Annotated in this window: 21 protein-coding genes; 4 read left to right on the forward strand and 17 right to left on the reverse strand. The window is 62.8% G+C overall.

The genetic code is table 11. The features are described from left to right. Positions 1-4: 4 nt before the first annotated feature. The 16 genes from rplB to rpoB all read right to left on the reverse strand — a co-directional run bounded on the left by rplB (position 5) and on the right by rpoB (position 20,750). A complete protein-coding gene (rplB, locus tag ACXR2W_RS02030; RefSeq protein ID WP_458811429.1) occupies positions 5-841 on the reverse strand; it encodes a 50S ribosomal protein L2 in 837 nt (278 codons plus the stop codon). Positions 842-863: 22 nt separating this feature from the next. Beyond that, on the reverse strand, positions 864-1,163 hold the full coding sequence (rplW, locus tag ACXR2W_RS02035; protein ID WP_458811431.1) for a 50S ribosomal protein L23: 300 nt from the start codon (positions 1,161-1,163) through the stop codon (positions 864-866). After that, positions 1,160-1,780: a 50S ribosomal protein L4 gene (gene rplD / locus ACXR2W_RS02040; RefSeq protein WP_458811432.1), complete on the reverse strand. Its 621-nt coding sequence runs from the start codon at positions 1,778-1,780 to the stop codon at positions 1,160-1,162. The genes rplW and rplD overlap by 4 nt, the downstream gene beginning before the upstream one ends. A 4-nt stretch (positions 1,781-1,784) precedes the next feature. Beyond that, positions 1,785-2,438: a 50S ribosomal protein L3 gene (gene rplC, locus ACXR2W_RS02045; RefSeq protein WP_458811434.1), complete on the reverse strand. Its 654-nt coding sequence runs from the start codon at positions 2,436-2,438 to the stop codon at positions 1,785-1,787. Between the two features lie 13 nt (positions 2,439-2,451). Continuing rightward, positions 2,452-2,760 (reverse strand): 30S ribosomal protein S10, encoded by a 309-nt coding sequence (rpsJ, locus tag ACXR2W_RS02050; protein ID WP_010156393.1) that lies wholly within the window; start codon positions 2,758-2,760, stop codon positions 2,452-2,454. Positions 2,761-3,129: 369 nt separating this feature from the next. Then, on the reverse strand, positions 3,130-4,230 hold the full coding sequence (locus tag ACXR2W_RS02055; protein ID WP_458811437.1) for an MraY family glycosyltransferase: 1,101 nt from the start codon (positions 4,228-4,230) through the stop codon (positions 3,130-3,132). Beyond that, on the reverse strand, positions 4,230-6,029 hold the full coding sequence (locus ACXR2W_RS02060; protein WP_458811439.1) for a polysaccharide biosynthesis protein: 1,800 nt from the start codon (positions 6,027-6,029) through the stop codon (positions 4,230-4,232). Before ACXR2W_RS02060 ends, ACXR2W_RS02055 begins: the two co-directional genes overlap by 1 nt. 219 nt (positions 6,030-6,248) lie before the next feature. Next, entirely contained in the window at positions 6,249-7,442 is a 1,194-nt protein-coding gene (tuf, locus tag ACXR2W_RS02065; RefSeq protein WP_458811441.1) for an elongation factor Tu, read from the reverse strand. A gap of 160 nt (positions 7,443-7,602) precedes the next feature. Further along, positions 7,603-9,717, reverse strand: a complete 2,115-nt coding sequence (gene fusA / locus ACXR2W_RS02070) for an elongation factor G (RefSeq protein ID WP_458811443.1) — start codon at positions 9,715-9,717, stop codon at positions 7,603-7,605. 99 nt (positions 9,718-9,816) lie between these two features. Continuing rightward, on the reverse strand, positions 9,817-10,287 hold the full coding sequence (gene rpsG / locus ACXR2W_RS02075; protein ID WP_458811445.1) for a 30S ribosomal protein S7: 471 nt from the start codon (positions 10,285-10,287) through the stop codon (positions 9,817-9,819). Then, positions 10,287-10,661, reverse strand: a complete 375-nt coding sequence (gene rpsL / locus ACXR2W_RS02080) for a 30S ribosomal protein S12 (RefSeq protein WP_017793360.1) — start codon at positions 10,659-10,661, stop codon at positions 10,287-10,289. Before rpsL ends, rpsG begins: the two co-directional genes overlap by 1 nt. A 289-nt stretch (positions 10,662-10,950) precedes the next feature. After that, positions 10,951-11,586: a spermidine/putrescine ABC transporter substrate-binding protein gene (locus tag ACXR2W_RS02085; protein ID WP_458811448.1), complete on the reverse strand. Its 636-nt coding sequence runs from the start codon at positions 11,584-11,586 to the stop codon at positions 10,951-10,953. Then, on the reverse strand, positions 11,586-12,071 hold the full coding sequence (locus ACXR2W_RS02090) for a DUF6121 family protein (protein ID WP_458811450.1): 486 nt from the start codon (positions 12,069-12,071) through the stop codon (positions 11,586-11,588). The genes ACXR2W_RS02085 and ACXR2W_RS02090 overlap by 1 nt, the downstream gene beginning before the upstream one ends. Before the next feature lie 2 nt (positions 12,072-12,073). Continuing rightward, positions 12,074-13,147 carry an MFS transporter gene (locus tag ACXR2W_RS02095; RefSeq protein ID WP_458811452.1) on the reverse strand — a complete coding sequence of 358 codons (1,074 nt, stop codon included), beginning with the start codon at positions 13,145-13,147 and terminating at the stop codon, positions 12,074-12,076. Between the two features lie 172 nt (positions 13,148-13,319). Further along, a complete protein-coding gene (gene rpoC, locus ACXR2W_RS02100) occupies positions 13,320-17,213 on the reverse strand; it encodes a DNA-directed RNA polymerase subunit beta' (protein ID WP_458811454.1) in 3,894 nt (1,297 codons plus the stop codon). Between the two features lie 39 nt (positions 17,214-17,252). Further along, positions 17,253-20,750 carry a DNA-directed RNA polymerase subunit beta gene (rpoB, locus tag ACXR2W_RS02105; protein WP_458811456.1) on the reverse strand — a complete coding sequence of 1,166 codons (3,498 nt, stop codon included), beginning with the start codon at positions 20,748-20,750 and terminating at the stop codon, positions 17,253-17,255. A 305-nt stretch (positions 20,751-21,055) separates the two neighbouring features. On the opposite strand from rpoB, the gene ACXR2W_RS02110 reads away from it, so the two are divergent. The 4 genes from ACXR2W_RS02110 to ACXR2W_RS02125 are packed head-to-tail and all read left to right on the forward strand — an operon-like array spanning position 21,056 to position 23,400. Next, positions 21,056-21,760, forward strand: a complete 705-nt coding sequence (locus tag ACXR2W_RS02110; RefSeq protein WP_458811458.1) for a phosphatase PAP2 family protein — start codon at positions 21,056-21,058, stop codon at positions 21,758-21,760. A 33-nt stretch (positions 21,761-21,793) separates the two neighbouring features. Further along, positions 21,794-22,081: a glutaredoxin domain-containing protein gene (locus ACXR2W_RS02115; protein ID WP_458811460.1), complete on the forward strand. Its 288-nt coding sequence runs from the start codon at positions 21,794-21,796 to the stop codon at positions 22,079-22,081. Further along, positions 22,074-22,952: a spermidine synthase gene (locus ACXR2W_RS02120; protein ID WP_458811462.1), complete on the forward strand. Its 879-nt coding sequence runs from the start codon at positions 22,074-22,076 to the stop codon at positions 22,950-22,952. Before ACXR2W_RS02115 ends, ACXR2W_RS02120 begins: the two co-directional genes overlap by 8 nt. Beyond that, positions 22,945-23,400, forward strand: a complete 456-nt coding sequence (locus ACXR2W_RS02125; protein ID WP_458811464.1) for a SprT-like domain-containing protein — start codon at positions 22,945-22,947, stop codon at positions 23,398-23,400. Before ACXR2W_RS02120 ends, ACXR2W_RS02125 begins: the two co-directional genes overlap by 8 nt. A 36-nt stretch (positions 23,401-23,436) precedes the next feature. Here the strand turns inward: ACXR2W_RS02125 and ACXR2W_RS02130 are convergent, their stop codons facing one another. Then, on the reverse strand, positions 23,437-23,994 hold the full coding sequence (locus ACXR2W_RS02130; protein ID WP_458811466.1) for an NUDIX hydrolase family protein: 558 nt from the start codon (positions 23,992-23,994) through the stop codon (positions 23,437-23,439). Positions 23,995-24,003 lie beyond the last annotated feature (9 nt).

The following is a 24,003-nucleotide window of genomic DNA, read 5'->3' on the forward strand; positions in this document are numbered from 1 at the left end:
CGGACTAGCGCTTCTTGCCAACGGTACGGCGACGCACAATGAGCTTGTCGCTTTCCTTGTTCGGACGGCGCGTGCGGCCTTCCTTCTGGCCCCACGGGCTGACCGGGTGACGGCCACCTGAGGTGCGGCCTTCGCCACCACCGTGCGGGTGATCAACAGGGTTCATGACAACGCCACGAACGGTCGGGCGGACGCCCTTCCAGCGCATACGGCCGGCCTTACCCCAGTTGATGTTCGACTGCTCGGCGTTACCCACCTCGCCGACGGTCGCGCGGCAGCGCGCGTCGACGTTGCGGATCTCGCCCGAGGGCAGACGCAGCTGAGCGTACGGGCCGTCCTTAGCAACGAGACGCACCGACGAACCAGCCGAACGAGCCATCTTCGCACCGCCGCCGGGCTTCAGCTCAATGGCGTGAATGACCGTACCGGTGGGGATGTTCTTGAGCGGCAGGTTGTTGCCCGGCTTGATATCCGCGCCAGCACCCGACTCAACAATGTCGCCCTGCTTCAGCTTGTTCGGGGCGATGATGTAACGCTTCGTGCCGTCCTCAAAGTGCAGCAGCGCGATACGCGCGGTGCGGTTGGGATCGTACTCGATGTGCGCGACCTTGGCGTTCACGCCGTCCTTGTCGTTACGACGGAAGTCGATAACGCGGTACTGGCGCTTGTGGCCACCACCGATGTGACGGGTAGTGATACGGCCCTGGTTGTTACGACCGCCCGTCTTGGGGAGCGGACGCAGCAGTGCCTTCTCGGGAGTGGAGCGCGTGATCTCGGCGAAATCGGCGACGCTCGACCCGCGACGACCGGGGGTCGTCGGCTTGTACTTACGAATAGCCATAGTGTGTTCCTTTTCGCCCCTTCTACAGCGCAGCCGTGAAGATGTCGATGGAGCCCGACTTCAGCTTGACGATGGCGCGCTTGGTGTCCTTGCGCTTACCGGTGCCAAACTTGGTGCGGCGGGTCTTGCCCTTGCGGTTGAGGGTGTTGATCGAAGCGACCTTAACCCCGAACACCGACTCGATCGCGAGCTTGATCTCGGTCTTCGTCGCGGTCGGCTGTACCTCAAAGGTGTACTGGCCGTTTGCGTCGATCAGGCCGTAGCTCTTCTCGGAAACGATAGGGCGGATGATGACGTCGTGTGCAGACTTGTTCAGGCTCACTTCGTGTCCTCCTTGGCGGCGCGGCCGGCGACGAATGCGTCGAAGGCTGCCTTGGTGAAGACGAGATCGTCGCTGACGACCACGTCGTAGGCGTTGAGCTGGTCCTGGAACAGGACGTGCACGAACTGGAGGTTACGAACGCTGAGCGCCGTGACCTCGTCCTCGCGGCTGATAACGACGAGAACACGCTTGCCCGGTGCGACCTGCGCGAGGAACTCGCGTGCAGTCTTGGTGCTGGGCTTGTCGCCGATGCCGAAGCTTTCAACAACGTGCAGACGGTTCGCGCGTGCGCGATCCGAGAGCAGACCGTTGAGCGCTGCAGCAATCATCTTCTTGGGGGTGCGCTGCGAGTAATCGCGGGGCACGGGCCCGTGAACGATGCCGCCGCCGCGGTGCTGAGGCATACGAACCGAACCCTGACGGGCGCGGCCGGTACCCTTCTGCTTGAACGGCTTGACACCCGAACCCGAGCGTTCGCCACGGGTCTTGGTCTTGTGCGTGCCCTGGCGCGCAGCTGCGAGCTGAGCGGTGACCACCTGGTGGATCAGCGGGACATTGGTCTCTGCGCCGAAGATTGCCTCCGGCAGCGAAACATCGAGCTTGGTAGCGGTAGTCATGAACTTACGCTCCCTTCACTGCGTTGCGAACGAAAACGAGACGACCGCGAGCACCGGGAACTGCACCCTTTACCAGGATGAGACCCTTCTCAGCATCGATCGCCTGGACGATGAGGTTCTGCACGGTCACGCGCTCGCCACCCATACGGCCTGCCATCTTCTTACCGCGGAACACGCGACCGGGGGTCGCCGCGCCGCCGATGGAGCCGGGCTTACGGTGGTTGCGGTGGTTACCGTGCGAGGCACCCACACCCTTGAAGTTGTGACGCTTCATAGCGCCAGCGAAGCCCTTGCCCTTGGAAGTGCCAACGACGTCGATCTTCTGACCGGCTTCGAAGGACTCGCCAACGGTGAGCTCCTGGCCGAGGCTGTACTCAGCCGCGTCCGAGGTGCGAACTTCGGTGAGGTGACGGCGAGGCGTAACGCCTGCCTTCTCGAAGTGACCCGCGGTCGGCTTGTTCACCTTGCGGGGGTCGATCTGACCAGCCGCGATCTGCACGGCGCTGTAGCCGTCGACCTCGGGGGTACGGATCTGCGTGACCACGTTGGGGGCCACCTCAATAACGGTCACGGGAACGACATTGCCGTTCTCGTCCCAGACCTGCGTCATACCGAGCTTGGTGCCCAGAAGACCCTTCACGTTGCGTACTACTGACATGTTCGGACCTCCCTTAGAGCTTAATCTCGATGTTGACATCGGCAGGGAGATCGAGACGCATCAGCGAATCGACTGCCTTGGGAGTGGGATCCACGATATCGATGAGGCGCTTGTGCGTGCGCTTCTCGAAGTGTTCGCGGCTGTCCTTGTACTTGTGAGGTGAACGGATCACTGCGATCACGTTCTTCTCGGTGGGGAGCGGCACGGGGCCGATCACAGTTGCACCCGCGCGGGTCACCGTGTCGACGATCTTACGTGCTGAGCTGTCGATGACCTCATGGTCATACGACTTGAGTCGAATGCGGATCTTTTGTCCCGCCATGACATCTCTACTTTCTACTTGCGTCGTACTTCACGCTTGTGGCGTGACGCATTGGACGTCTTACGTACCAGCGCCCGTGGCATAGCTGAGCCCTAGGGCTCTACGTGCTGGGTCTCTGTTCACCTGTCAAAACCACCCGTGCAAGCAAAGGTGGCCCACTCGTACAAAAACGGCCAGACTAAATCTTGGCCGCCTCTGCGCGCATGGTTTTCGTTCGCTACCCGCGGCCTAACCAAAACCCCGATTTCTCGAGGCGGTTATGCACTGCCTGGCAGTGATCCACGCCGAGGCATGGAGTACTGAACCTGTATATTCTCGCACGCCCCGCGAGATGATGCAACCCGGGCGTGTCGCGTGTCGTGTGCCGCGCTACGCGCGAGATCGCAAGAGTTTCGGGAGCGCTAGGTAGAAAACCAACACGCCTAGGCCGGCGGCAAGGAGCGCAAGTGCGCCAACAACGCCGGTGAAGAGTGAAGCGAGACCGAGCAGCGAAGCGAGCAACGTCGCCCCCGCTGTAAAGCTTGACGCCTGCACGTGCGTGTAGCCCATCTGCTGGAGCCGTTGATACGTGTGTTCCTTATGGGGTTCATCCCATTTGTGCCCCGCGCGCACGCGCTTCACAAGCGTCACTCCCACATCGCCGAAGTAGATCACCATGGGCCCGATCGTCGCGAGAAGCGGCACCCCCGCTAGCAACGCCGCGAAGCTGGTGATCGCGGTAGCTCCCCCCAGCAGGTAGCTTCCAACATCACCGAGAAAGGCTCCCGGCCGTGTCAGGTTCCAAGGCAAGAAGCCGGCGAAACCAGCGGCCAGGATCAGACCGGCCGCGACGAGCCACGGGAGCCCGACTACCCAGCCCGAGACCGCGAACGTTGCGCCAGCGATCACACCATGAACGCCGCTGATCCCGTTGAGCCCGTCCATGAAATTTGCGACGTTGATGTAGCTCGAGATAAAAAACACTGCGTACAACACGAGCAACGCCGTGGCCCACAGCGGCAATTGCAAACCGGGGGCCGACGCAGACCACCCAAATGAGGCACTCCCCCGCAACGCACTAAACATGTTTGCGCCGGTGAGCTGTTGCGCCCACACCAACGCAATCGGGGTCAGCAGCGCGATCAAGAGCAACAGCACGCTACGCACCCGCACACTCACCCCGTGCAAGTCCTCGGCAAGGCCGAGCAGGCCGGCGCACAGGGATCCGGCGACGATGATCGCGAGCGTCACCCAGCCGGACCGCTCAGAGAAATCGAGCGAATACAGCAGCAGCGCAAAGCCGCCAGAGACCGTCATCGCGAGGAGAACGGCGAGGCCGAGGCCGCGCAGCACCGGTCGCGAGTGGGAAGAGCGCTCGTTGGGCACGTCCATGATGCCGAGCTTCACGAGCAGCGGTCGCACCGCGAACGGCAGCAACAAACTACCGAGGAGTGTGAGAAGGCCCGCGAGCAGAGCTATCGTGAGCTCCATTAGTGCACTCGCTCCTCAGCAGCCCGGGTCAGGTCCATGCGAGCCACCCAGCCCTCGTGATCGAGCACCTCGGGCGAGATCGTGTCGACATGCGCGTGCGAGATCATCGGGTGGAACGGACGCTCGTTACCCTCGCCTTCGCCTGTGAGCTCTTCGTGCAGTTTTTCTCCGTGGCGCAGGCCCGTGAAAACGATCTCGACGTCCTTGCCGGACTGTGCAATCATGCGCTTCGCCACGTCGAGAATCGATACCGGCTCCCCCATTTCGAGGATCAACACCTCACCCTGACGGCCAATGCCGCCCGCCTGCACGACGAGCTGGCAAGCCTCAGGGATCGTCATGAAGTAGCGCGTCACATCTGGGTGCGTCACCGTCAACGGGCCGCCCTTGTCGATGAGCTTACGGAACGTGGGCAGCATTGATCCGCGGCTTCCGATCACGTTGCCAAATCGCACGGAGAGATACCGCATGTCGGTCTGCTGCGCCATCCAGGCGGTGAGTTTCTCTGCGACTCGCTTCGAGTGCCCAAGCACGCTCGTCGGGTTCGCCGCCTTATCGGTTGAAATATTGACGAAGGTTCCTACCCCAGCTGCTTGCGCCGCGCGCAGCACGTTCAGTGTGCCCAGCACGTTGGTCTTCCACGCTTCATCGGGGTACTGCTCAAGCATCGGCAAGTGTTTGAGCGCAGCCGTGTGAAACACGACGTCGGGCTTACGCTCAAGGAAAATGTGGCGCAACGCGTCGGCATCGCGAATGTCGGCGAGCACAACGTCGTTCGTGTCGAGCAGCCCGTGGCCACTAATGGACAGCTGGCTCTCTTGCAGCGCGGTCTCGTCGCGGTCGAGCATGATCAGCTCGCTCGGGGCAAAGTTAGCAAGCTGCCTACACAGCTCAGACCCGATCGAACCACCGGCACCCGTCACGAGCACGCGTTTGCCCTGCAGATACTCGGCGATCGACTCAGTCTCGAGCCGCACAGGATGCCGCCCGATCAAGTCTTCAATCGACAGCTCACGCACGTTGGCGATGACTGACTTATTTTGCAGAATCTGCGCCAAAGGTGGCAGCACCAACGCAGTCATGCCGGCTTTCTCGGCCGCTTTATCGACTCGACGCATCATCGCGGCGTCGGCATCACCGATGCACACAATAAGCTTTGTGGCCCGCGTCTCCCGCGCAATACGCGACAGATCGTCGATCCCGCCGAGTACACGCACCCCACGCACCTCTTGGTTACGCTTGGTCAAATCGTCATCAATAAAGCCAACGGGCATTGCTGACCCCTTGGAATCTGTGAGCAGCCGCTTCGCGGTCTGCACCCCCAAATACCCGGCTCCATAGAGCAGTGTGTTCTCGGCCTCATCGCCCGGCAGCAACTGCCGTTCACTGCGAAGCCGGATCAGGTACCTTGCGACCCCCATCAGGCTGAAGGTGATCGGGGCTGCGATCACGAGCGTGCTGCGAGGAATGCCGTTACCGTAGCCCACTACGAACGCGAACAGCCACGCGAAGATCATCACGCCGGTGATGTCTATTACCAAGGCGCGTACCTCGTCAAAGCTGCCGATGGCGTACCGGTTACGGTACAGCCACGTCAGCCAACCACCCAGCAACTGCAGCAGCGCCGTGACACCAATCACAGCGATGGTTGAGCCCCACGAAATACGCGGCAGGTTAAAGTCGAACCTGAGCACGAGGGCCACGAGAATCGCGACGGTCCACGCCAGTGCGTCGAGAAGGTAGAGCGCGCCATACTGCCGCGCAAAGTGGGTGATGCGTTCGGCTGCGGTCTGCGGCACTCCTGCTCCGTTCGCTCTGCTATATGAGGGCAGAATTAAACCCTCCCACCCTCGAGGATACTCCTCGCCACGTGGAGTTTCTGCCAACCGCCTCAGGCCGACATCCAACGAAGCGGTTTCAACGCGCCGCGTGAGCGACCAGGCCGCGAAATACACAAAACCCCCGGGATCACTCCCGGGGGTTTTGTAGGTCTACCTAGAGACTTAGCGAGCTAAGACTTAGGAGAGAACCTTGGTCACCGTGCCGGCGCCGACGGTGCGGCCACCCTCACGGATTGCGAAGCCGAGGCCGTCCTCCATGGCGATGGGCTGGATCAGCTCAACGGTCATGTCGGTGGTGTCGCCGGGCATAACCATCGGCTTGTCCTCGGGCAGGGTGATAACACCGGTCACGTCAGTCGTACGGAAGTAGAACTGGGGACGGTAGTTCGTCTCGAACGGGTTGTGGCGGCCGCCCTCTTCCTTCTTCAGGATGTAGGCAGTGCCCTCAAAGTTCGTGTGAGGGGTGATCGAGCCGGGCTGAACAACAACCTGGCCGCGCTCAACGTCTTCACGCTTGGTGCCGCGAAGCAGGAGGCCACAGTTCTCGCCTGCCCATGCTTCGTCGAGCTGCTTGTGGAACATCTCGATACCGGTAACGGTGGTCTTCTGCGTGTCGCGCAGACCAACGATCTCGACCTCAGAGTTGATCTTCAGCGTGCCACGCTCGGCGCGACCGGTCACAACGGTGCCACGACCGGTGATCGTGAAGACGTCCTCGACGGGCATGAGGAAGGGCTTGTCCTTGTCACGCACGGGGTCGGGGATGTTCTCGTCGACTGCTTCCATGAGCTCGAGAACGGCGTTAGCCCACTTCTCGTCGCCCTGGAGAGCCTGGTAACCCGAAACGCGCACGACGGGAACGTCGTCGCCGGGGTAACCGTGCTTGGAGAGCTCCTCGCGGACCTCCATCTCGACGAGCTCGAGGATTTCCTCGTCGTCAACCTGGTCGCACTTGTTGAGCGCAACGAGCAGGTAAGGAACGCCAACCTGCTTTGCGAGCAGGATGTGCTCCTTGGTCTGAGCCATCATGCCGTCAGTAGCAGCAACCACGAGGATTGCGCCGTCCATCTGAGCAGCACCGGTGATCATGTTCTTGATGTAGTCGGCGTGGCCGGGTGCATCAACGTGCGCGTAGTGGCGCTTGGGGGTCTCGTACTCAACGTGCGAGATGTTGATCGTAATACCGCGCTGGCGCTCTTCCGGTGCCGAGTCGATCTGATCGTAGTCGCGCTTCACGTTGGTGTCTGACGGGAACTTGTCAGCAAGCGTCTTCGAGATCGCAGCGGTAAGAGTCGTCTTACCGTGGTCAACGTGACCGATCGTACCGATGTTTACGTGCGGCTTGGTCCGCTCGAACTTGGCCTTCGCCACTATGGTCCTCCTCAGGACATGAGTACCGCTTCCCTTCGACCATTTCGAAGGGCACGAGTACAGGGTTTGTGTACCTATGTTACAAGCTCAGCGCCGCATTCGCGACCTGAGCCTACGGCGAGCGGCCAACTTACAGCCAGCCGCTCACCGATGGGCAATGTTACTCGCCCTTAGCCTTCTGAACGATCTCATCGGCCACGGCCTTCGGCACCTCTGCATAGGAGTCGAAGGTCATCGAGAACACTGCACGACCGCTGGTCTTCGACCGCAGGTCTCCAATGTACCCGAACATCTCTGAAAGCGGAACGAGTGCGCGCACAACCTTCACGCCGCTCGCGTCCTCCATCGACTGGATCTGTCCACGACGTGAGTTCAGGTCGCCGATAACGTCGCCCATGTACTCCTCGGGCGTACGAACCTCAACGGCCATCATCGGCTCAAGAATGACGGGCTGCGCGAGGCGTGCCGCTTCCTTGAACGCGATCGATCCAGCAATCTTGAACGCCATCTCAGACGAGTCAACGTCGTGGTAAGCGCCGTCGAGCAGGGTCGCCTTAACACCCACGAGCGGGAAGCCGGCGAGGATGCCGTACTGCATGGCGTCCTGGATACCGTGGTTGACCGACGGGATGTACTCGCGCGGAACGCGACCACCGGTCACCTTGTCCTGGAACTCGTAGATCTTGTCGCCCTCGACCTCGAGCGGCTCAAGCGCGATCTGCACCTTAGCGAACTGACCCGAACCACCGGTCTGCTTCTTGTGGGTGTAGTCGTACTTCTCGACCGCGCGACGAATCGTCTCGCGGTAAGCAACCTGGGGCTTGCCCACGTTAGCTTCAACCTTGAACTCGCGCTTCATGCGGTCGACAAGGATGTCGAGGTGGAGCTCGCCCATGCCCGCGATAACGGTCTGGCCGGTCTCTGCGTTGAGGCTCACGCGGAACGTGGGGTCCTCTTCTGCAAGCTTCTGGATCGCGACGCCGAGCTTCTCCTGGTCACCCTTGGTCTTAGGCTCAATGGCCACCTCGATCACGGGCTCGGGGAAGGTCATCGACTCGAGCACAACCTGGTTGTCTGCGTCTGACAGGGTGTCACCGGTGGTGGTGTCCTTCAGGCCGATCACAGCGTAGATGTTGCCCGCCATCAGATCGTCAACAGGGTTCTCCTTGTTGGCGTGCATCTGGAAGATCTTGCCGATGCGCTCCTTCTTGCCCTTGGTCGAGTTGATGACCTGGGTGCCCGAAGGAATCTTGCCCGAGTACACGCGTACGTAGGTCAGACGACCGAAGAACGGGTGCACAGCGATCTTGAACGCGAGAGCCGAGAACGGGTCGTCGGCCTTCGGGAAACGCTCGATGACGATTGACTCGTCGCGGGGATCGTGAGCCTCGATTGCACCAACGTCGAGCGGGTTGGGGAGGAAGTCCACAACAGCGTCGAGCATGGGCTGGATGCCACGGTTCTTGAAGGCCGAGCCGCAGTACACCGGGTAGATCTCGTTGTTGACAACGAGCTTACGAATGCCGCCCTTGATCTCGTCGATCGTGAGCTCTTCGCCGCCGAAGAACTTCTCGAGCAGCGCGTCGTCGGTCTCAGCCGCGGTCTCAACGATAGTCGCGCGGTACTCTTCGGCCTTCGCCTGGAGCTCAGCAGGGATCTCGCGAGTCTCGTAGTTTGCACCAAGAGTAACGTCACCCTTAGCATCGCCCTCCCAGACGAATGCCTTCATGGTGAGCAGGTCGACCACGCCGGTGAAGTCTGCTTCTGCACCGATGGGCAGCTGCATGACGAGCGGCTTAGCGCCCAGACGGTTGATGATGGTGTCTACGGTGAAGTAGAAGTCCGCGCCCATCTTGTCCATCTTGTTGACGAAGCAGATGCGGGGCACCTCGTACTTGTCAGCCTGACGCCAAACGGTCTCGGACTGGGGCTCAACGCCCTCCTTGCCGTCGAAGACAGCAACTGCGCCGTCGAGCACGCGCAGCGAACGCTCAACCTCGACCGTGAAGTCGACGTGGCCGGGCGTATCGATGATGTTGATCTGGTTCTTGTTCCAGAAGCAGGTCACGGCGGCAGACGTGATCGTGATGCCGCGCTCCTTCTCCTGCTCCATCCAGTCAGTCGTCGCGCCACCGTCGTGGGTCTCGCCCAGCTTGTGGTTGACACCCGTGTAGAACAGGATGCGCTCGGTAGTGGTGGTCTTGCCAGCATCAATGTGGGCCATGATGCCGATGTTGCGGACCTTACTCAGGTCAGTGAGCACGTCTTGTGCCACGGGGTCTCCTCCGGGTGGGGGTGAAGTTTGGGATCGCGGGCCTAGGGCCCGCCATGGTGGGCCGACTCGCTTGTGACGAGTCGGCCCACCAATGGGTGACTACCAGCGGTAGTGTGCGAACGCGCGGTTCGACTCAGCCATCTTGTGAGTGTCCTCGCGACGCTTCACAGCGGCACCGAGGCCGTTGGATGCGTCGAGGATCTCGTTGGTGAGACGCTCCGTCATCGTGTTCTCGCGACGAGCCTTCGCGTAGCTGGTGAGCCAGCGCAGTGCGAGGGTGTTGGCGCGGTGCGGCTTAACCTCGACGGGCACCTGGTAGGTGCTGCCGCCGACGCGACGTGAACGAACCTCAAGGGTGGGGCGCACGTTGTCGAGCGCCTTCTTGAGAACGGTCACTGCGTCCTGGTCTGACTTCTGGGCTACGGTCTCGAGTGCTTCGTAAACGATGCGCTCGGCCAGGCCCTTCTTGCCATCAACCAGGATCTTGTTAACCAGCTGGCTAACGATGGGTGCGCCGTATACGGGATCGGCGACTACGGGACGCTTGGGAGCAGGACCCTTACGAGGCATTACTTCTTCTCCATCTTCGCGCCGTAGCGGCTACGAGCCTGCTTGCGGTCCTTAACAGCCTGGGTATCGAGCGCGCCGCGAACGATCCGGTAACGAACACCGGGGAGGTCCTTGACACGGCCGCCGCGCACGAGCACCAGCGAGTGCTCCTGCAGGTTGTGGCCCTCGCCCGGAATGTAGGCGGTGACCTCGGTGCCGTTACGAAGCTTCACACGAGCGACCTTACGCATCGCCGAGTTCGGCTTCTTGGGGGTGGTGGTGTAGACACGGGTGCAAACCCCTGCCTGCTGCGGGTTCGCCTTCAGGGCGGGCGCCTTGGTCTTAGAGACCTTCGGCGTACGGCCCTTGCGAACCAACTGCTGAATAGTAGGCAATGATTCTCCTATTTAGTCCTGCACGGTGACAGGAATGCTTCAATGGATGAGCATGCGTTGCGACTTACGCCGCAACTGAGCTGCTGCTTGCGACTACCCGGGGGTAGTCGCGTGCGGGTGCAGCTATGCCGTGGGGGCGCGAACCTTGCGGTTCACATACCCAACGGTGAACGCCCAGCACACCGCCTCGAGGGCAGCGCAAACGGGTGCACACCAGTTAGCCACTTTACGCGCACAAGCCTGCGTACGCAAGAGGATTCACTCGACACCCAGCCGGGCGTGTCGCGGCCTACGCGTTTGGCGGTTCGAGGTTGTGGCTCAGCTCGTCAAGAAGCGCTTGAACCTGCGGCTCGACAAACCGCTCCAGCGCGGCCCTAATTCGTGCCCTGTGGCCCACAAGGGCGAGGCACATTGCGCGCCCTACGGTGTCGGCGTGCTCGTCAGCTCGGGCAATTTCGGCGGCCAGGACGCGCCGTTCGACAACGGTGAGCGGTGGCCGGGGAGGCGCTGCTTCTGGTCTAGATTGCTCGGCGAGCCCAGCGAGCGTAAAGAGAAACGGCTGGCCCGGGTCACCTGGTTCCGGATCCGGATCGAGCCCGTCGTACTCAGGCCCGAGCCCGGCCGCGGGGTCGTAGCCTGTGCCTTGCCGCTGCTCCTCCCCCGTCAGCTCAGCGTGCAGCAGCGGCAGTTCACGCTCAGTAAACTCGTCGACCTCGCGATCCACGATGCGCTGCATACGACTCGTGAGCGCATGCGACACGGTGTGCGGCACGTCACGGCCAAAACCGGCAGCCGCAAGCACCGGAGATCCCGTGCAGCGTCGGCACACCCGAGAACGGCCACGATGGCTCCCGGGTGTCCACGAGGGCAACCATCTCAGCCACGCGTCGACAGCCACCGAGACGCGATCGTCAATGGCGGCCATCACCCTTCTCCCTCTTCTGCACGCTCCCAGGGCCAGCGCGGAGGCGGCCTGTCGGTGTAGACGCGGCGTGCCAGCACGGCCCAAAACGCAAGGTTGGCGAGGGCCCACGCTACGCTAAGCGCGACGGCGTAGGGGCTCATCCAGGTGTCGTCGATTGACATGCCCGCAAGCACACCCCCCAGGCACCAGACGAGATAGGTGCCTCCCGAGGTGACCACCAGTTGCCCCCAGGCCGGGCTGCGCTGGCCGCGCAAAAGGGTGAGAGCCTGGCGCCACAGCGACCCCGCGAGGAGCGCGAGCGCGAACATGATGACCACGGGAGCAGCCCACCGTGCTACAGGCTCGGTCATCACCGGTTCGGTGCCCGTTGACAGCGCGATGACACCCCAAAACGCCACGACGAGCGCAACCGCGACGATGCCGGTGGCGACGATCAGCGCCGCAACATAGCCTCGGGTCACGCCTCGCCGGCGTTCGGGAACCATCGCTACTTCGCCTGCACCTCAGCCAGCGCTGCCTCGTACTCGGCCAGCTCGGCAGCGTTGCGCGCTTTCACTCGGCGGCCGCGCGCGCCAATCCACGCACCAAACCACACCGTGACCTCGCGCCCCACTACACCCGCGGCTATGGCCGGAAGGCTCAGGCCGTAAGTGCCAAGCAGCGCGAGCGGGCTGACGTTCAGCAACACGGAAAGCCCTGACTCATCGACGGCGAGACCCGCGACAGTCGCGACCCAGACGAGCAGACCCACGAAGAACCCACCCAGCACATACGCCCACCAGCCAGCACGTCCAACGATCAACACGAGCACTGCGAGGCCCACAAAGAATGCAACGGCGCCCGCAATGAACGCCCACGACAGCAGCTCGGCTAGCAGCCCGTCAACGAACTGTGAGGGGGCAAGCTTCGGGGCGAGCGTGACCGCCACGACCCCGGCACTCACAATCGCGAACCCGATGCAGGCCAGCAGCGCGATCAGCACGCCCATGCCGCGGTTGCCACGGATCTCGGGCGGCATGGGGGACTGCATGTAGAGTCCCGCCATGGGGTGATCGGCTGCGACACGAATCTCACCGTCGCGCACCTCATCGGCGCCCGCGCTCGGCAGGGCGTCGAGCCCAAGCGTCGGGTCAGTCGCCCCCGCAGACATGTCGATGTTCAGCTGCGTATCAACCTCTGAGATTGCCTGTCGGCGTGCCTCTTCTGCGAGCTCGGGGGTCGGCGCGACACCCTGATCCTCGACCGCGGGCTCGGCGCCCTGGTGCACGGAGGCCTGGGACACTGCAGCACCGACAGATTCGGACTCGTGTGAGTTCGTGGCCCCGGTCGGGGCTTCCCCGCCCGCGGCGCTGGCCGCCTGGGCTGCGGCGTGATCCGGATCAGATTGTGTCTGCACATTGGACTCAGTCAGCGCCTCAGCGGGCGACCCCGTGGCCCGCTCCACCGCCTCAAGCACCTCGGTCTCGCTCGCGGCCGTCTCGGCGACGGGCGCGCCGAGGTTCGCGGGGGTGTCTGGAGTCTCGGCCGCTCGCGCTGCGGGGGTCTCGCGTTCTTCGCTCATCGCTTCACCTCTTGGGATCAAAAATCGTTGGTGAGCCTTCCACCATCACGCCACAGTACAAGCTTGCCACCTAAATATGCGCGTCCCTCGCCGCAGAGCCAAAAGCGGGGCATAAAAAACGCGTGGGCGCCCGCACCGAAGTGCGAACGCCCACGCGCGGTGTGGCGGCTACTTAGCTGTAGTTGCCGGGGTTGAACTCATCAGCCGTGAAGCTGTCGAAGTCAACGAACGACAGGTCGTTCTCGTCGAACGTGCCCTCGGTCGCGAACAGGCGGTTGGGGTACCGCTCTGCCTTCGCGTCCTCAGTCGCCTGCACGGTGACGTCACGGTACACGCCCAGGCCGGTGCCAGCCGGGATCAGCTTACCGATGATCACGTTCTCCTTCAGGCCGATGAGCGGATCCTTCGATCCCTCCATCGCTGCCTGCGTGAGCACGCGGGTCGTCTCCTGGAACGATGCGGCAGACAGCCACGACTCGGTCGCAAGCGAGGCCTTGGTGATACCCATAACCTCGGAGCGAGCGGTCGCGGTGCGCTTGCCATCGAGCAGTGCTTCGCGGTTGATGCGCTGGTAGCTTGCGCGGTCGACGAGCGCGCCCGGGAGCAGCTCGGTGTCGCCGTGGTCGACGACGGTGACCTTGCGCAGCATCTGGCGCACGATGACCTCGATGTGCTTATCGTGGATCGGCACGCCCTGCGAGCGGTACACGCCCTGCACGCCCTCGACGAGGTACTTCTGCACAGCACGCTCACCGGGGATGTGCTTGCCGTTCTCGGTCGAACCGACCTGCAGAATGTCCTTCGGGTCGAGGGTGCCCTGCAGGAAGGGCTGGCCCAGCTGCACGTGATCGCCATCTTCGACGAGAAGGGTCGCGCGCTTGAGCACGGGATATGCCTTCTCTTCGGTGCCGTCGTCAGGCGTCAGCAGAATGGTACGACCCTTGGGGGTGTCCTCGATGATGATGCGGCCGGCGGCCTCAGCGATGGGTGACGCACCCTTCGGGGTACGCGCCTCGAAGAGCTCCTGCACGCGGGGCAGACCCTGCGTGATGTCATCTGCCGAAGCCGAACCACCGGTGTGGAACGTACGCATCGTCAGCTGGGTACCGGGCTCACCAATCGACTGTGCCGCGATGATGCCGACGGCCTCGCCGATGTCGACGCGCTGGCCGGTCGCAAGCGAACGGCCGTAGCAGGTCGCGCACACGCCGACTGCAGACTCACAGGTGAGCACAGAGCGCACCTTGATCTCGGTCACCCCGCCGTCGATGAGCTTGGCGATGAGCACGTCGCCCACGTCTTCGCCACCGGTTGCGACCACTGCGCCGTCTGCACCGATCGCGTCGGTCGCGAGCGTACGTGCGTACACCGAGTTCTCAACGTTTTCGTCGCCTACGAGCACGCCGTTTGCGTCGGGCGCCGCAATCGGAAGGTCGAGACCGCGGCGGGTGCCACAGTCTTCCTCACGAATGATGACGTCCTGCGAAACGTCGACGAGTCGACGAGTCAGGTAGCCCGAGTCAGCGGTACGCAGAGCGGTATCTGCCAGACCCTTACGCGCACCGTGGGTCGCGATGAAGTACTCGGCCACCGACAGGCCCTCGCGGTACGAGTTGATGATCGGGCGGGGGATGATCTCGCCCTTCGGGTTCGACACCAGGCCACGCATACCCGCGATGTTACGGATCTGCAGCCAGTTACCACGAGCACCCGACGACACCATACGGAAGATGGTGTTGTCCTTGGGGAACTCTTCACGCATCGCCTCTGCAACCTCGTCGGTCGCTTCGGTCCAGATCTCGGTGAGTGCCTTGTGGCGCTCAGAGTCCTGGATCATGCCGCGGTCGTAGTCGCGCTGAACCTTCGATGCGCGCTCTTCGTGCATCGCAATGATTTCAGCCTTCTTTGTCGGCGTCACAACGTCAGACAGCGCGACGGTAACACCCGAGCGCGATGCCCAGTAGAAGCCCGCATCCTTGATGCGGTCAAGCGTTGCCGCCACCTCAACCTTCGGGTAGCGCTCGGCCAGGTCGTTGACAAGGCTCGAGAGCGTTCCCTTGTCTGCGACGCGCTCAAAGTACGGGTAATCAGCCGGCAGCGCCTCGTTGAAGATAGCGCGGCCGAGTGACGTCTGCACGATGACGGGCTTAGCCGAGGTCACACCCTTTGCGTCGGTGTACGCCTCAAGACGAATCTTGACAGGGGCACCCAGGTCGAGCGTGTGCTCGTCCATAGCGAGGATCGCCTCAGCGATCGAACCGAACGCACGCCCCGCGCCAACCTCGTCCTCCTTGAGGGTGGTGAGGTGGTGCAGACCGATGATCATGTCCTGTGAGGGCAGCGTCACCGGGCGACCGTCAGACGGCTTCAGGATGTTGTTCGATGCGAGCATCAGCACGCGTGCCTCTGCCTGCGCTTCGACCGACAGCGGCAGGTGAACTGCCATCTGGTCGCCATCGAAGTCAGCGTTGAACGCGGTGCAGACGAGGGGGTGCAGCTGAATTGCCTTGCCCTCAACGAGCTGCGGCTCGAACGCCTGAATACCGAGGCGGTGCAGCGTCGGTGCGCGGTTCAGCATCACGGGGCGCTCGCGAATGATCTCCTCGAGCACGTCCCAAACCTCTGAACGTGCGCGCTCAACCATGCGCTTGGCCGCCTTGACGTTCTGCGCGTGCGACAGATCCATGAGGCGCTTGATCACGAACGGCTTGAAGAGCTCAAGTGCCATCTGCTTAGGCAGACCACACTGGTGCAGCTTCAGCTGCGGGCCGACCACGATGACCGAACGGCCCGAGTAGTCAACGCGCTTACCGAGCAGGTTCTGACGGAATCGACCCTGCTTGCCCTTGAGCATGTCGCTGAGCGACTTCAGGGCGCGGTTGCCGGTGCCCGTGACGGGGCGGCCACGGCGGCCGTTGTCGAACAGCGCGTCGACGGCCTCCTGCAGCATGCGCTTCTCGTTGTTCACGATGATCTCGGGAGCCCCGAGGTCAAGCAGGCGGCGCAGACGGTTGTTGCGGTTGATCACGCGGCGGTACAGATCGTTCAGATCCGAGGTCGCGAAGCGGCCACCGTCAAGCTGCACCATGGGGCGCAGCTCGGGCGGAATCACCGGCACAACATCGAGCACCATCGACGCGGGGCTAGCGCCCGTCGTCAGGAACGAGTTAACCACCTTGAGGCGCTTAATCGCACGGATCTTCTTCTGACCCTTACCCTCAGCGATCTGCAGGTGCAGTAGTTCGCTTTCGGCCTCAAGGTCGAAGCTCTCCAGGCGCTTCTTGATGGCAGCGGCACCCATGTAGGCCTCGAAGTAGTCGCCGTAGCGATCCATGAGGTCTGCGAACACGGCGTCCTCGGGCTTGAGGTCGCCCACCTTGAGGTTGCGGAAGTCCTCCCACACGCGCTGCAGGCGAGCGATGTCGTCATCGAAGCCCTTGCGCAGCGCGGTCATTTCCTTTTCGGCCGAAGCCTCGGCGCGACGGCGCTGATCTGCCTTCGCCCCTTCTGCTTCGAGCGCGGCAAGGTCGGACTCCGCCTGCTGCTGGCGCTGTGCGATCGAAATATCGCGCTGGTCTTCGAGCGTCTTCAGCTCGAGACGCAGCTCGGCCTCCAGCTCGCCCAGGTCTTCGTGGCGGCCTTCTTCGTCAACATCGATCACCATGTAGGCGGCGAAGTAGATGACCTTTTCGAGGTCCTTCGGCGCCATGTCGAGCAGGTAACCGAGACGGCTAGGTACACCCTTGAAGTACCAAATGTGCGTGACCGGTGCGGCCAGCTCAATGTGGCCCATGCGCTCACGGCGCACGCTTGACTTGGTGACCTCGACGCCACAGCGCTCACATACGATGCCCTTGTAGCGCACGCGCTTGTACTTGCCACACGAGCACTCCCAGTCGCGGCTGGGTCCGAAGATCTGCTCACCGAAGAGGCCGTCCTTCTCAGGCTTCAGCGTACGGTAGTTGATCGTCTCAGGCTTCTTGACCTCGCCAAACGACCAGCTGCGGATGTCCTCAGCGGTCGCGAGACGGATCTGCAGCTCGTTAAAATCTGGTCCCTCGAGCAAAATTGTTCTCCCTTGGTAACTTAAGTCGTTTGATCCGGCTTAGATCTCGTCGACAGACGAGGTCTCGAAGCGGGAGGAAAGGTTAATGCCCAGCTCTTCAGCGGTGCGGTGCGCCTCATCGTCGTTATCGCGCAGGCTCACGACGTTGCCGTCCTTACCAAGCACCTCAACGTTCAGGCAGAGCGACTGCATCTCCTTCATGAGCACGCGGAACGACTCGGGCACACCAGGCTCGGGGATGTTCTCGCCGCGCACGATGGCCTCGTAGACCTTCACACGACCAAGAATGTCGTCAGACTTCACCGTGAGCAGCTCCTGCAGCGCGTAAGCGGCGCCGTAAGCCTCGAGTGCCCACACCTCCATCTCACCGAAACGCTGGCCACCAAACTGGGCCTTACCACCGAGGGGCTGCTGCGTGATCATCGAGTACGGGCCCGTTGAACGCGCGTGGATCTTATCGTCCACGAGGTGGTGCAGCTTGAGGATGTACATGTAGCCGACCGAGATCGGGTACGGGTACGGCTCACCCGAGCGGCCGTCAAACAGCTGCGTCTTGCCCGTGTGATCGACCAGGCGTTCGCCGTCGCGTGTGAGGAGCGTCGAGTCAAGAAGACCCGCGATCTCTGCCTCTGACGCGCCGTCGAACACGGGGGTTGCGACCTTCGTGTTGGGTGCAGCCTCGAGAGCCTGCTCCGACAGCTTCGCTGCCCACTCGGGAGCGCCCTCAACCTTCCAGCCCTGCTTGGCGATCCAGCCGAGGTGAATCTCGAGCACCTGGCCGAAGTTCATTCGACCGGGGATACCGAGCGGGTTGAGGATCACGTCGACGGGGGTACCGTCGGCGAGGAAGGGCATGTCTTCGACGGGGAGGATCTTCGAGATGACGCCCTTGTTGCCGTGACGGCCAGCAAGCTTGTCACCCTCGGTGATCTTACGCTTCTGCGCAATGTAGACGACCACGCGCTGGTTGACGCCCGAGCCCAGCTCGTCGTCGTTGTCGTTCTCTGCGTCAAACACCTTCACCGACGTGACGGTACCCGAGACACCGTGCGGCACCTTGAGTGAGGTGTCACGCACCTCGCGGCTCTTCTCGTTGAAGATGGCGCGCAGCAGGCGCTCTTCTGCCGAGAGCTCGGTTTCGCCCTTGGGCGTCACCTTGCCGACGAGAATGTCGCCGGGGCCAACCTCGGCGCCGATGCGGATGATGCCGCGCTCGTCGAGATCCTTCAGCGCCTCCATGCTCGCGTTGGGGAGGTCACGAGTGATCTCCTCCTTGCCAAGCTTGGTGTCGCGCGCATCGATGTCGTATTCCTCGATGTGGATCGACGACAGCGTGTCGTCCTTCACCAGGTTCTGGCTCAGGATGATGGCGTCCTCAAAGTTGAGGCCCTCCCAGGGCATGAACGCGACGAGCAGGTTCTTGCCAAGCGCGAGCTCACCGTTCTCGGTGGCGGGGCCGTCAGCGATGACCTCGCCGGCCTCGATGCGCTCACCCTCCTTGACGATGACGCGGTGGTTATAGCTCGTGCCCTGGTTCGAGCGATCGAACTTGCGCAGGAAGTAGCTCTTACGGCCACCCTCGTCGAGCTGAATCGTCACGACATCAGCCGAAACGTCTTCAATCACGCCGCTCTTCTCGGCGACAACAACATCACCGGCGTCGATGGCTGCGTAGCCCTCCATACCGGTGCCCACAACGGGCGACTCGGAGCGCACGAGCGGCACAGCCTGGCGCTGCATGTTCGCACCCATGAGCGCGCGGTTCGCATCGTCGTGCTCGAGGAACGGAATCAGCGACGTCGCGACCGACACCATCTGGCGGGGCGAGACGTCCATGTAGTCCACGCGGTTAGCGTCGACCATCATCACCTCAGAGCCGCGGGGGCGTGCAAGCACCTGCTCCTCTGCAAACGTGCCGTCCTCGGTGAGGGGCGCGCCAGCCTGCGCGATGAGGTACTCGTCCTCTTCGTGCGCGGTGAGGTAGTCAACCTGATCAGTGACCTTGCCATCAAGAATGCGGCGGTAGGGCGTCTCGATGAAGCCGAACGCGTTGATGCGCGCAAACGTTGCGAGTGCACCGATCAGGCCAATGTTCGGGCCTTCAGGGGTCTCAATGGGGCACATACGGCCGTAGTGCGAAGGGTGCACGTCTCGCACCTCAACGCCTGCGCGGTCACGTGAGAGACCGCCCGGGCCGAGGGCCGAGAGACGACGCTTGTTCGTGAGACCAGCAAGCGGGTTGTTCTGGTCCATGAACTGCGACAGCTGCGAAGTACCGAAGAACTCCTTGATCGCGGCCAGCACGGGGCGTGTGTTGATCAGGGTGTTCGGCGTAATCGCTTCGATGTCCTGAGTCGTCATGCGCTCGCGCACAACGCGCTCCATGCGGCTGAGGCCGGTGCGCACCTGGTTCTGGATCAGCTCGCCCACGGCGCGAATGCGACGGTTGCCAAAGTGATCGATGTCATCGGTGTCGAGGCGGTTGTCGAAGGGCTTGCCGTCGCGTACGCCGGGCAGCGTCTTCGTCTCTGCGTGCAGACCGACGAGGTACTTGATCGTCGCAATGATGTCCTCAAGCGACAGCACCGAGTCGGTGATGGGGGCGTCAACGCCCAGCTTGCGGTTGATCTTGTAACGACCGACCTTCGCGAGGTCGTAGCGCTTCTCATTGAAGTAGCTGTTATCGAGCAGTGCCTTGGCAGCCTCGATCGCAACCTGCTCGCCCGGACGCTGCTTGCGGTAGATGTCCTTCAGCGCTTCTTCCTGGGTGAGGACGGTGTCCTTCTCCAGGGTCAGCATGATCGACTCGTAGCCGGTGAACTCTTCCATGATCTCTTCGGTGGTCATGCCGAGAGCCTTGAGGAACACCGTGACCGACTGCTTACGCTTGCGGTCGATACGCACACCAACCTGGTCGCGCTTATCGACCTCAAACTCGAGCCATGCACCACGGCTTGGGATCACGCGTGCGGTGAAGACGTCTTTATCGCTCGTCTTCTCCTGTGCGCGCTCGAAGTACACACCGGGGCTACGCACAAGCTGCGACACAATGACGCGCTCGGTGCCGTTAATGATGAACGTGCCCTTGTCCGTCATGATGGGGAAGTCACCCATGTAAACGGTCTGGCTCTTGAGTACCTGAGTCTCGGTGTTGTAGAACGCCGCCTCGACGTACAGAGGAGCCGCGTAGGTCTTACCGCGCTCCTTGCACTCCTCGATGGTGAACTTCTGATCATCGAGGATCGGGTTCTCGAACGACAGCTGCATGGTGCCAGCGTTGTCTTCGATCGGTGAGATCTCGTCAAAGATCTCTTCGAGGCCACTCTTCAGGGCGATGTCATCGCGCCCTTGAGCCTGTGCCTCGGCGACGCGCTGCTTCCAGGCGTCGTTACCGACGAGCCATTCAAAGCTCTCAAGCTGCAGCGCCAACAGGTTTGGCACCGACAGCGTGTCGGAAATCTTGGCGAAGGACAGGCGCTCGTGATTGCGACCGTTCTTCGGTTGGGTGGTGGACGATGCGTTGCGCGCAGCAGCCAAGGAAACTACCTCCGTGGGCCCCGTCGGGCCGGTTGAGCCTGGTCTTGCGAGAAGTGCATCGGATCACGCGGTCGAGGCTCATTTGCGCTTTCGCGCCAGCTCCCGGGGCCTACCACTATATGAAGGCACACTGGTGTCCGTAGTGCAGCTACTAAGAGTAACACCATCGTTACCTGCTGTCTACGTCACGATCAGCAATTTACGCGGCCGGATCGCCCGTCCCAGCATATTCTCGGCTACCGCCTCATCGTGCGCGACGCGCGGCACTCACAAAACTCTCTAGCTCGCGGCGCTACTGTAGCTCAATGCATCAAGTTTCACCTCCGCGGCGCCATGATCCGGATCACACATCGCGGCCGCCGCGAGCTGCGGCGCCGTGGGCGTTTGGCGCGATCGCAATCGTGCTCGCGTTTGGCGCGTATCTGCGGTTTGTCGAGCAGGGACCGCTCGGCATCGACTCATGGTGGCACGGTGTCGCGGCGGTATCGCCGGGCAGCGGTACATTCGCGATCGCGGCGTTTATGGCCGAAGTGGGCAGCGGCGTGGGCGCCGCCTCGTGTGCGGCGATCGCGGCCGCGCTGTTCTTTGCGCTGCGGCTGCCCCGTGGCGCGGCGACCGTATTAACAGCGATGCTGTTTGGAATTGCCGGATCAGAGCTGCTGAAGAGCCTGATCGCGCGCCCCAGACCATGGGGGCAGCTCTACAGTGCGAGCGGCAGCTCGTATCCGTCGGGGCACACGATGGGCGCAGCCGCGCTCGCCGTCTCACTCGCGCTCGTTGTGTGCAGCGCAGGGTGGCTCGCACGGCGTCAGCACGTGTGGGTATACGCGGGGGCTGGGGCCTGGGTGGCGCTGATGGCGTGGAGCCGTACGGCGCTGCACGTGCACTGGCTGAGCGACACCGTAGCGGGTGCGCTCCTGGGCACGGCAGCGGCCCTGCTGAGCTACGCACTGTGGAAACCGTGGTTCGGCGCAGGTCGCGCTGAGCGCGGTGCGGCGGGGCTCGCTTAGGCCAATGTCGGAGGGTCACTTTAGGCTGTTGACATGAGCCAGAACACTTCTTCAACTGAATCCCACGATACCCAGACCGTCATGTTTGGCGCCGACTGGTGCGGGGACTGCCGGCGCGCCAAGCTCGTGTTTGACCGTGCCGGAGTGAACTATCGCTACGTCGATCTCATCGCAGAGCCCGACGCGGCCGAAGTCGCCCGTGACATCAGTGGCCGCACTAATATTCCGGTGATTCTGTACCCCGATGCCAGCCACCAGGTCGAGCCGTCCAACGCAGACATGCTGCGCAAGATCGACGAATTGGGGTTGGGTCGTGGCTAGCAAGATTGCCACCGGGCCACCGCTTCCGCTGGCCGTTACGCTGCCGTCTGGGCTCGTCGCCGCGATCGAAGAAGACGAGTGGGTGCCCGGGGCGGTACAGCTCGTGATCGATGGCACCCCGCAGTCGCACGTGAATCTCGAAGACGAGACCGACTTGTTCTTTGAGTACGTGCGCCGCATGGGGCACGTCATCGATCTGTTTCGACCGGCGGGTGAGCCGATCTCGGCACTGCACCTCGGCGGCGGCGCATTCACGCTGCCGCGCTATGTCGAGGCCACTCGGCCCGGAAGCAGGCAGCAGGTGGTCGAGCTCGAGGGTGCGATCGTCGACCTCGTACGCGAGGCTGCTCCCCTACCCAAGCGAGCGAGCATTCGGGTACGGCGCGGCGACGCCCGCGAGGTGCTGGGCAAGCTCCCGGCTGGCATGCAGGGAGCAATGGACCTCGTGGTTGTCGACATTTTCGCGGGGGCGCGCACTCCCGCGCACGTCTCGAGTACGGAGTTCTACGAACTGCTGCGCCCGCTGCTCGCGCCCGGAGGCGTGGTGGTCGTGAACATCGCAGACGGCACCGGGCTCCCGTTTGCGCGCAATCAGGCAGCGACCCTTATGAGCCTGTTTTCAGCAGTCGCGGCGGTCGCAGAACCGCAGGTGCTCAAGGGACGCAGATTTGGCAACATCGTGTTTGTCGCTTCGGCCGAACCACTTGACGCCCTTGACTGGCTGCCTCGGCTCTTGGCGGGGGGCCCACACCCCGCGCGCATGCTGCACAGCCGAGAACTCGCCGAGCTCGCGCGCGGTGGCCGCATCGTGACCGACGCCACCGCGGTTGACTCCCCCGCGCCCGCACGAGAGCTGTTCGGCCGTGGCTGAGCTTGAGCGGGTGCGCGTGTGGGGCGAGGCGCTCATCAACATGTACCTCCCGAAGCAGGGCTGGCAGTTTGGGTTTGACCACGCGAAGCGCCGGGCGGGGTTGTGCCACTTCGGCAAAAAGCAGATCACCGTTTCACGCTATTTGGCGGTCAAGTTCTCTGACGAAGAGATCTATCAAACGCTGCTGCACGAGGTCGCGCACGCGCTAGCCGGGCCAGATGCCGGGCACGGTCCCCGCTGGAAACGCCTTGCAGAGGTCATTGGTTATGTCGGCGGCACAACCCACCAGGGCGAGATCGCTCACGAGCATGCCCCCTGGGTGGGAGCGTGCCCCGCCGGGCACGCGCACTACAAGTTTCGCGCGCCCACGAGGGACGTATCGTGTGGCCGATGCCAGCGTGGGTTCTCGCCCGCTCACCTGATTAGGTGGCAGCGCCGCGCACGTTAGTCCGGCTCACCACGCTCACCGCCCGTGGTGACGCGACTAACAACCCGCGGTGGCGAGTGCCTGACGCAGCAGCGCCCCTCGTCCGCCCGAAAGTTCGCGCAGCGTCTCGTCTGAGAGCGCGAGTTCTGGCGTCATCCACGTCACCTCGAGCGCGTCCTGCCTAGGGTTACACGTCCCCGTAACCGGTACGACGTACACGAGCGACACCGCATGCTGGCGCTCATCGTAGAACTGCGAGATTCCCGGGATGGGAAAGTATTCGGCGACCTGTGCTGGCACCAGCGCGTTGGGCATCTGCGGAAACGCCATTGGTCCGAGGTCATTTTCGAGGTGCCTGGCGAGCGCTTCACGCACGGGCTCGCCGTAGCGCACGCGGCCAGACACCAGCGTGCGGGTCATAACACCGTCTGGCGTGCTGCGCAGCAGCAGCCCCACCTCGGTGATCTGTCCCATGCCGTCCACACGCACCGGCACTGCTTCGACGTAGAGCATGGGCAGCCTGCCGCGCACAAAGCGCAGTTCCTCTTCGTTCAGCCAGCCGGGATTTGCTGGCCGGTCGTCGCCCTCGGGCCTGGGCGCCGTGTCGATGCTCATGCGTATTCA

This window comes from Leucobacter faecis, from assembly GCF_054456695.2.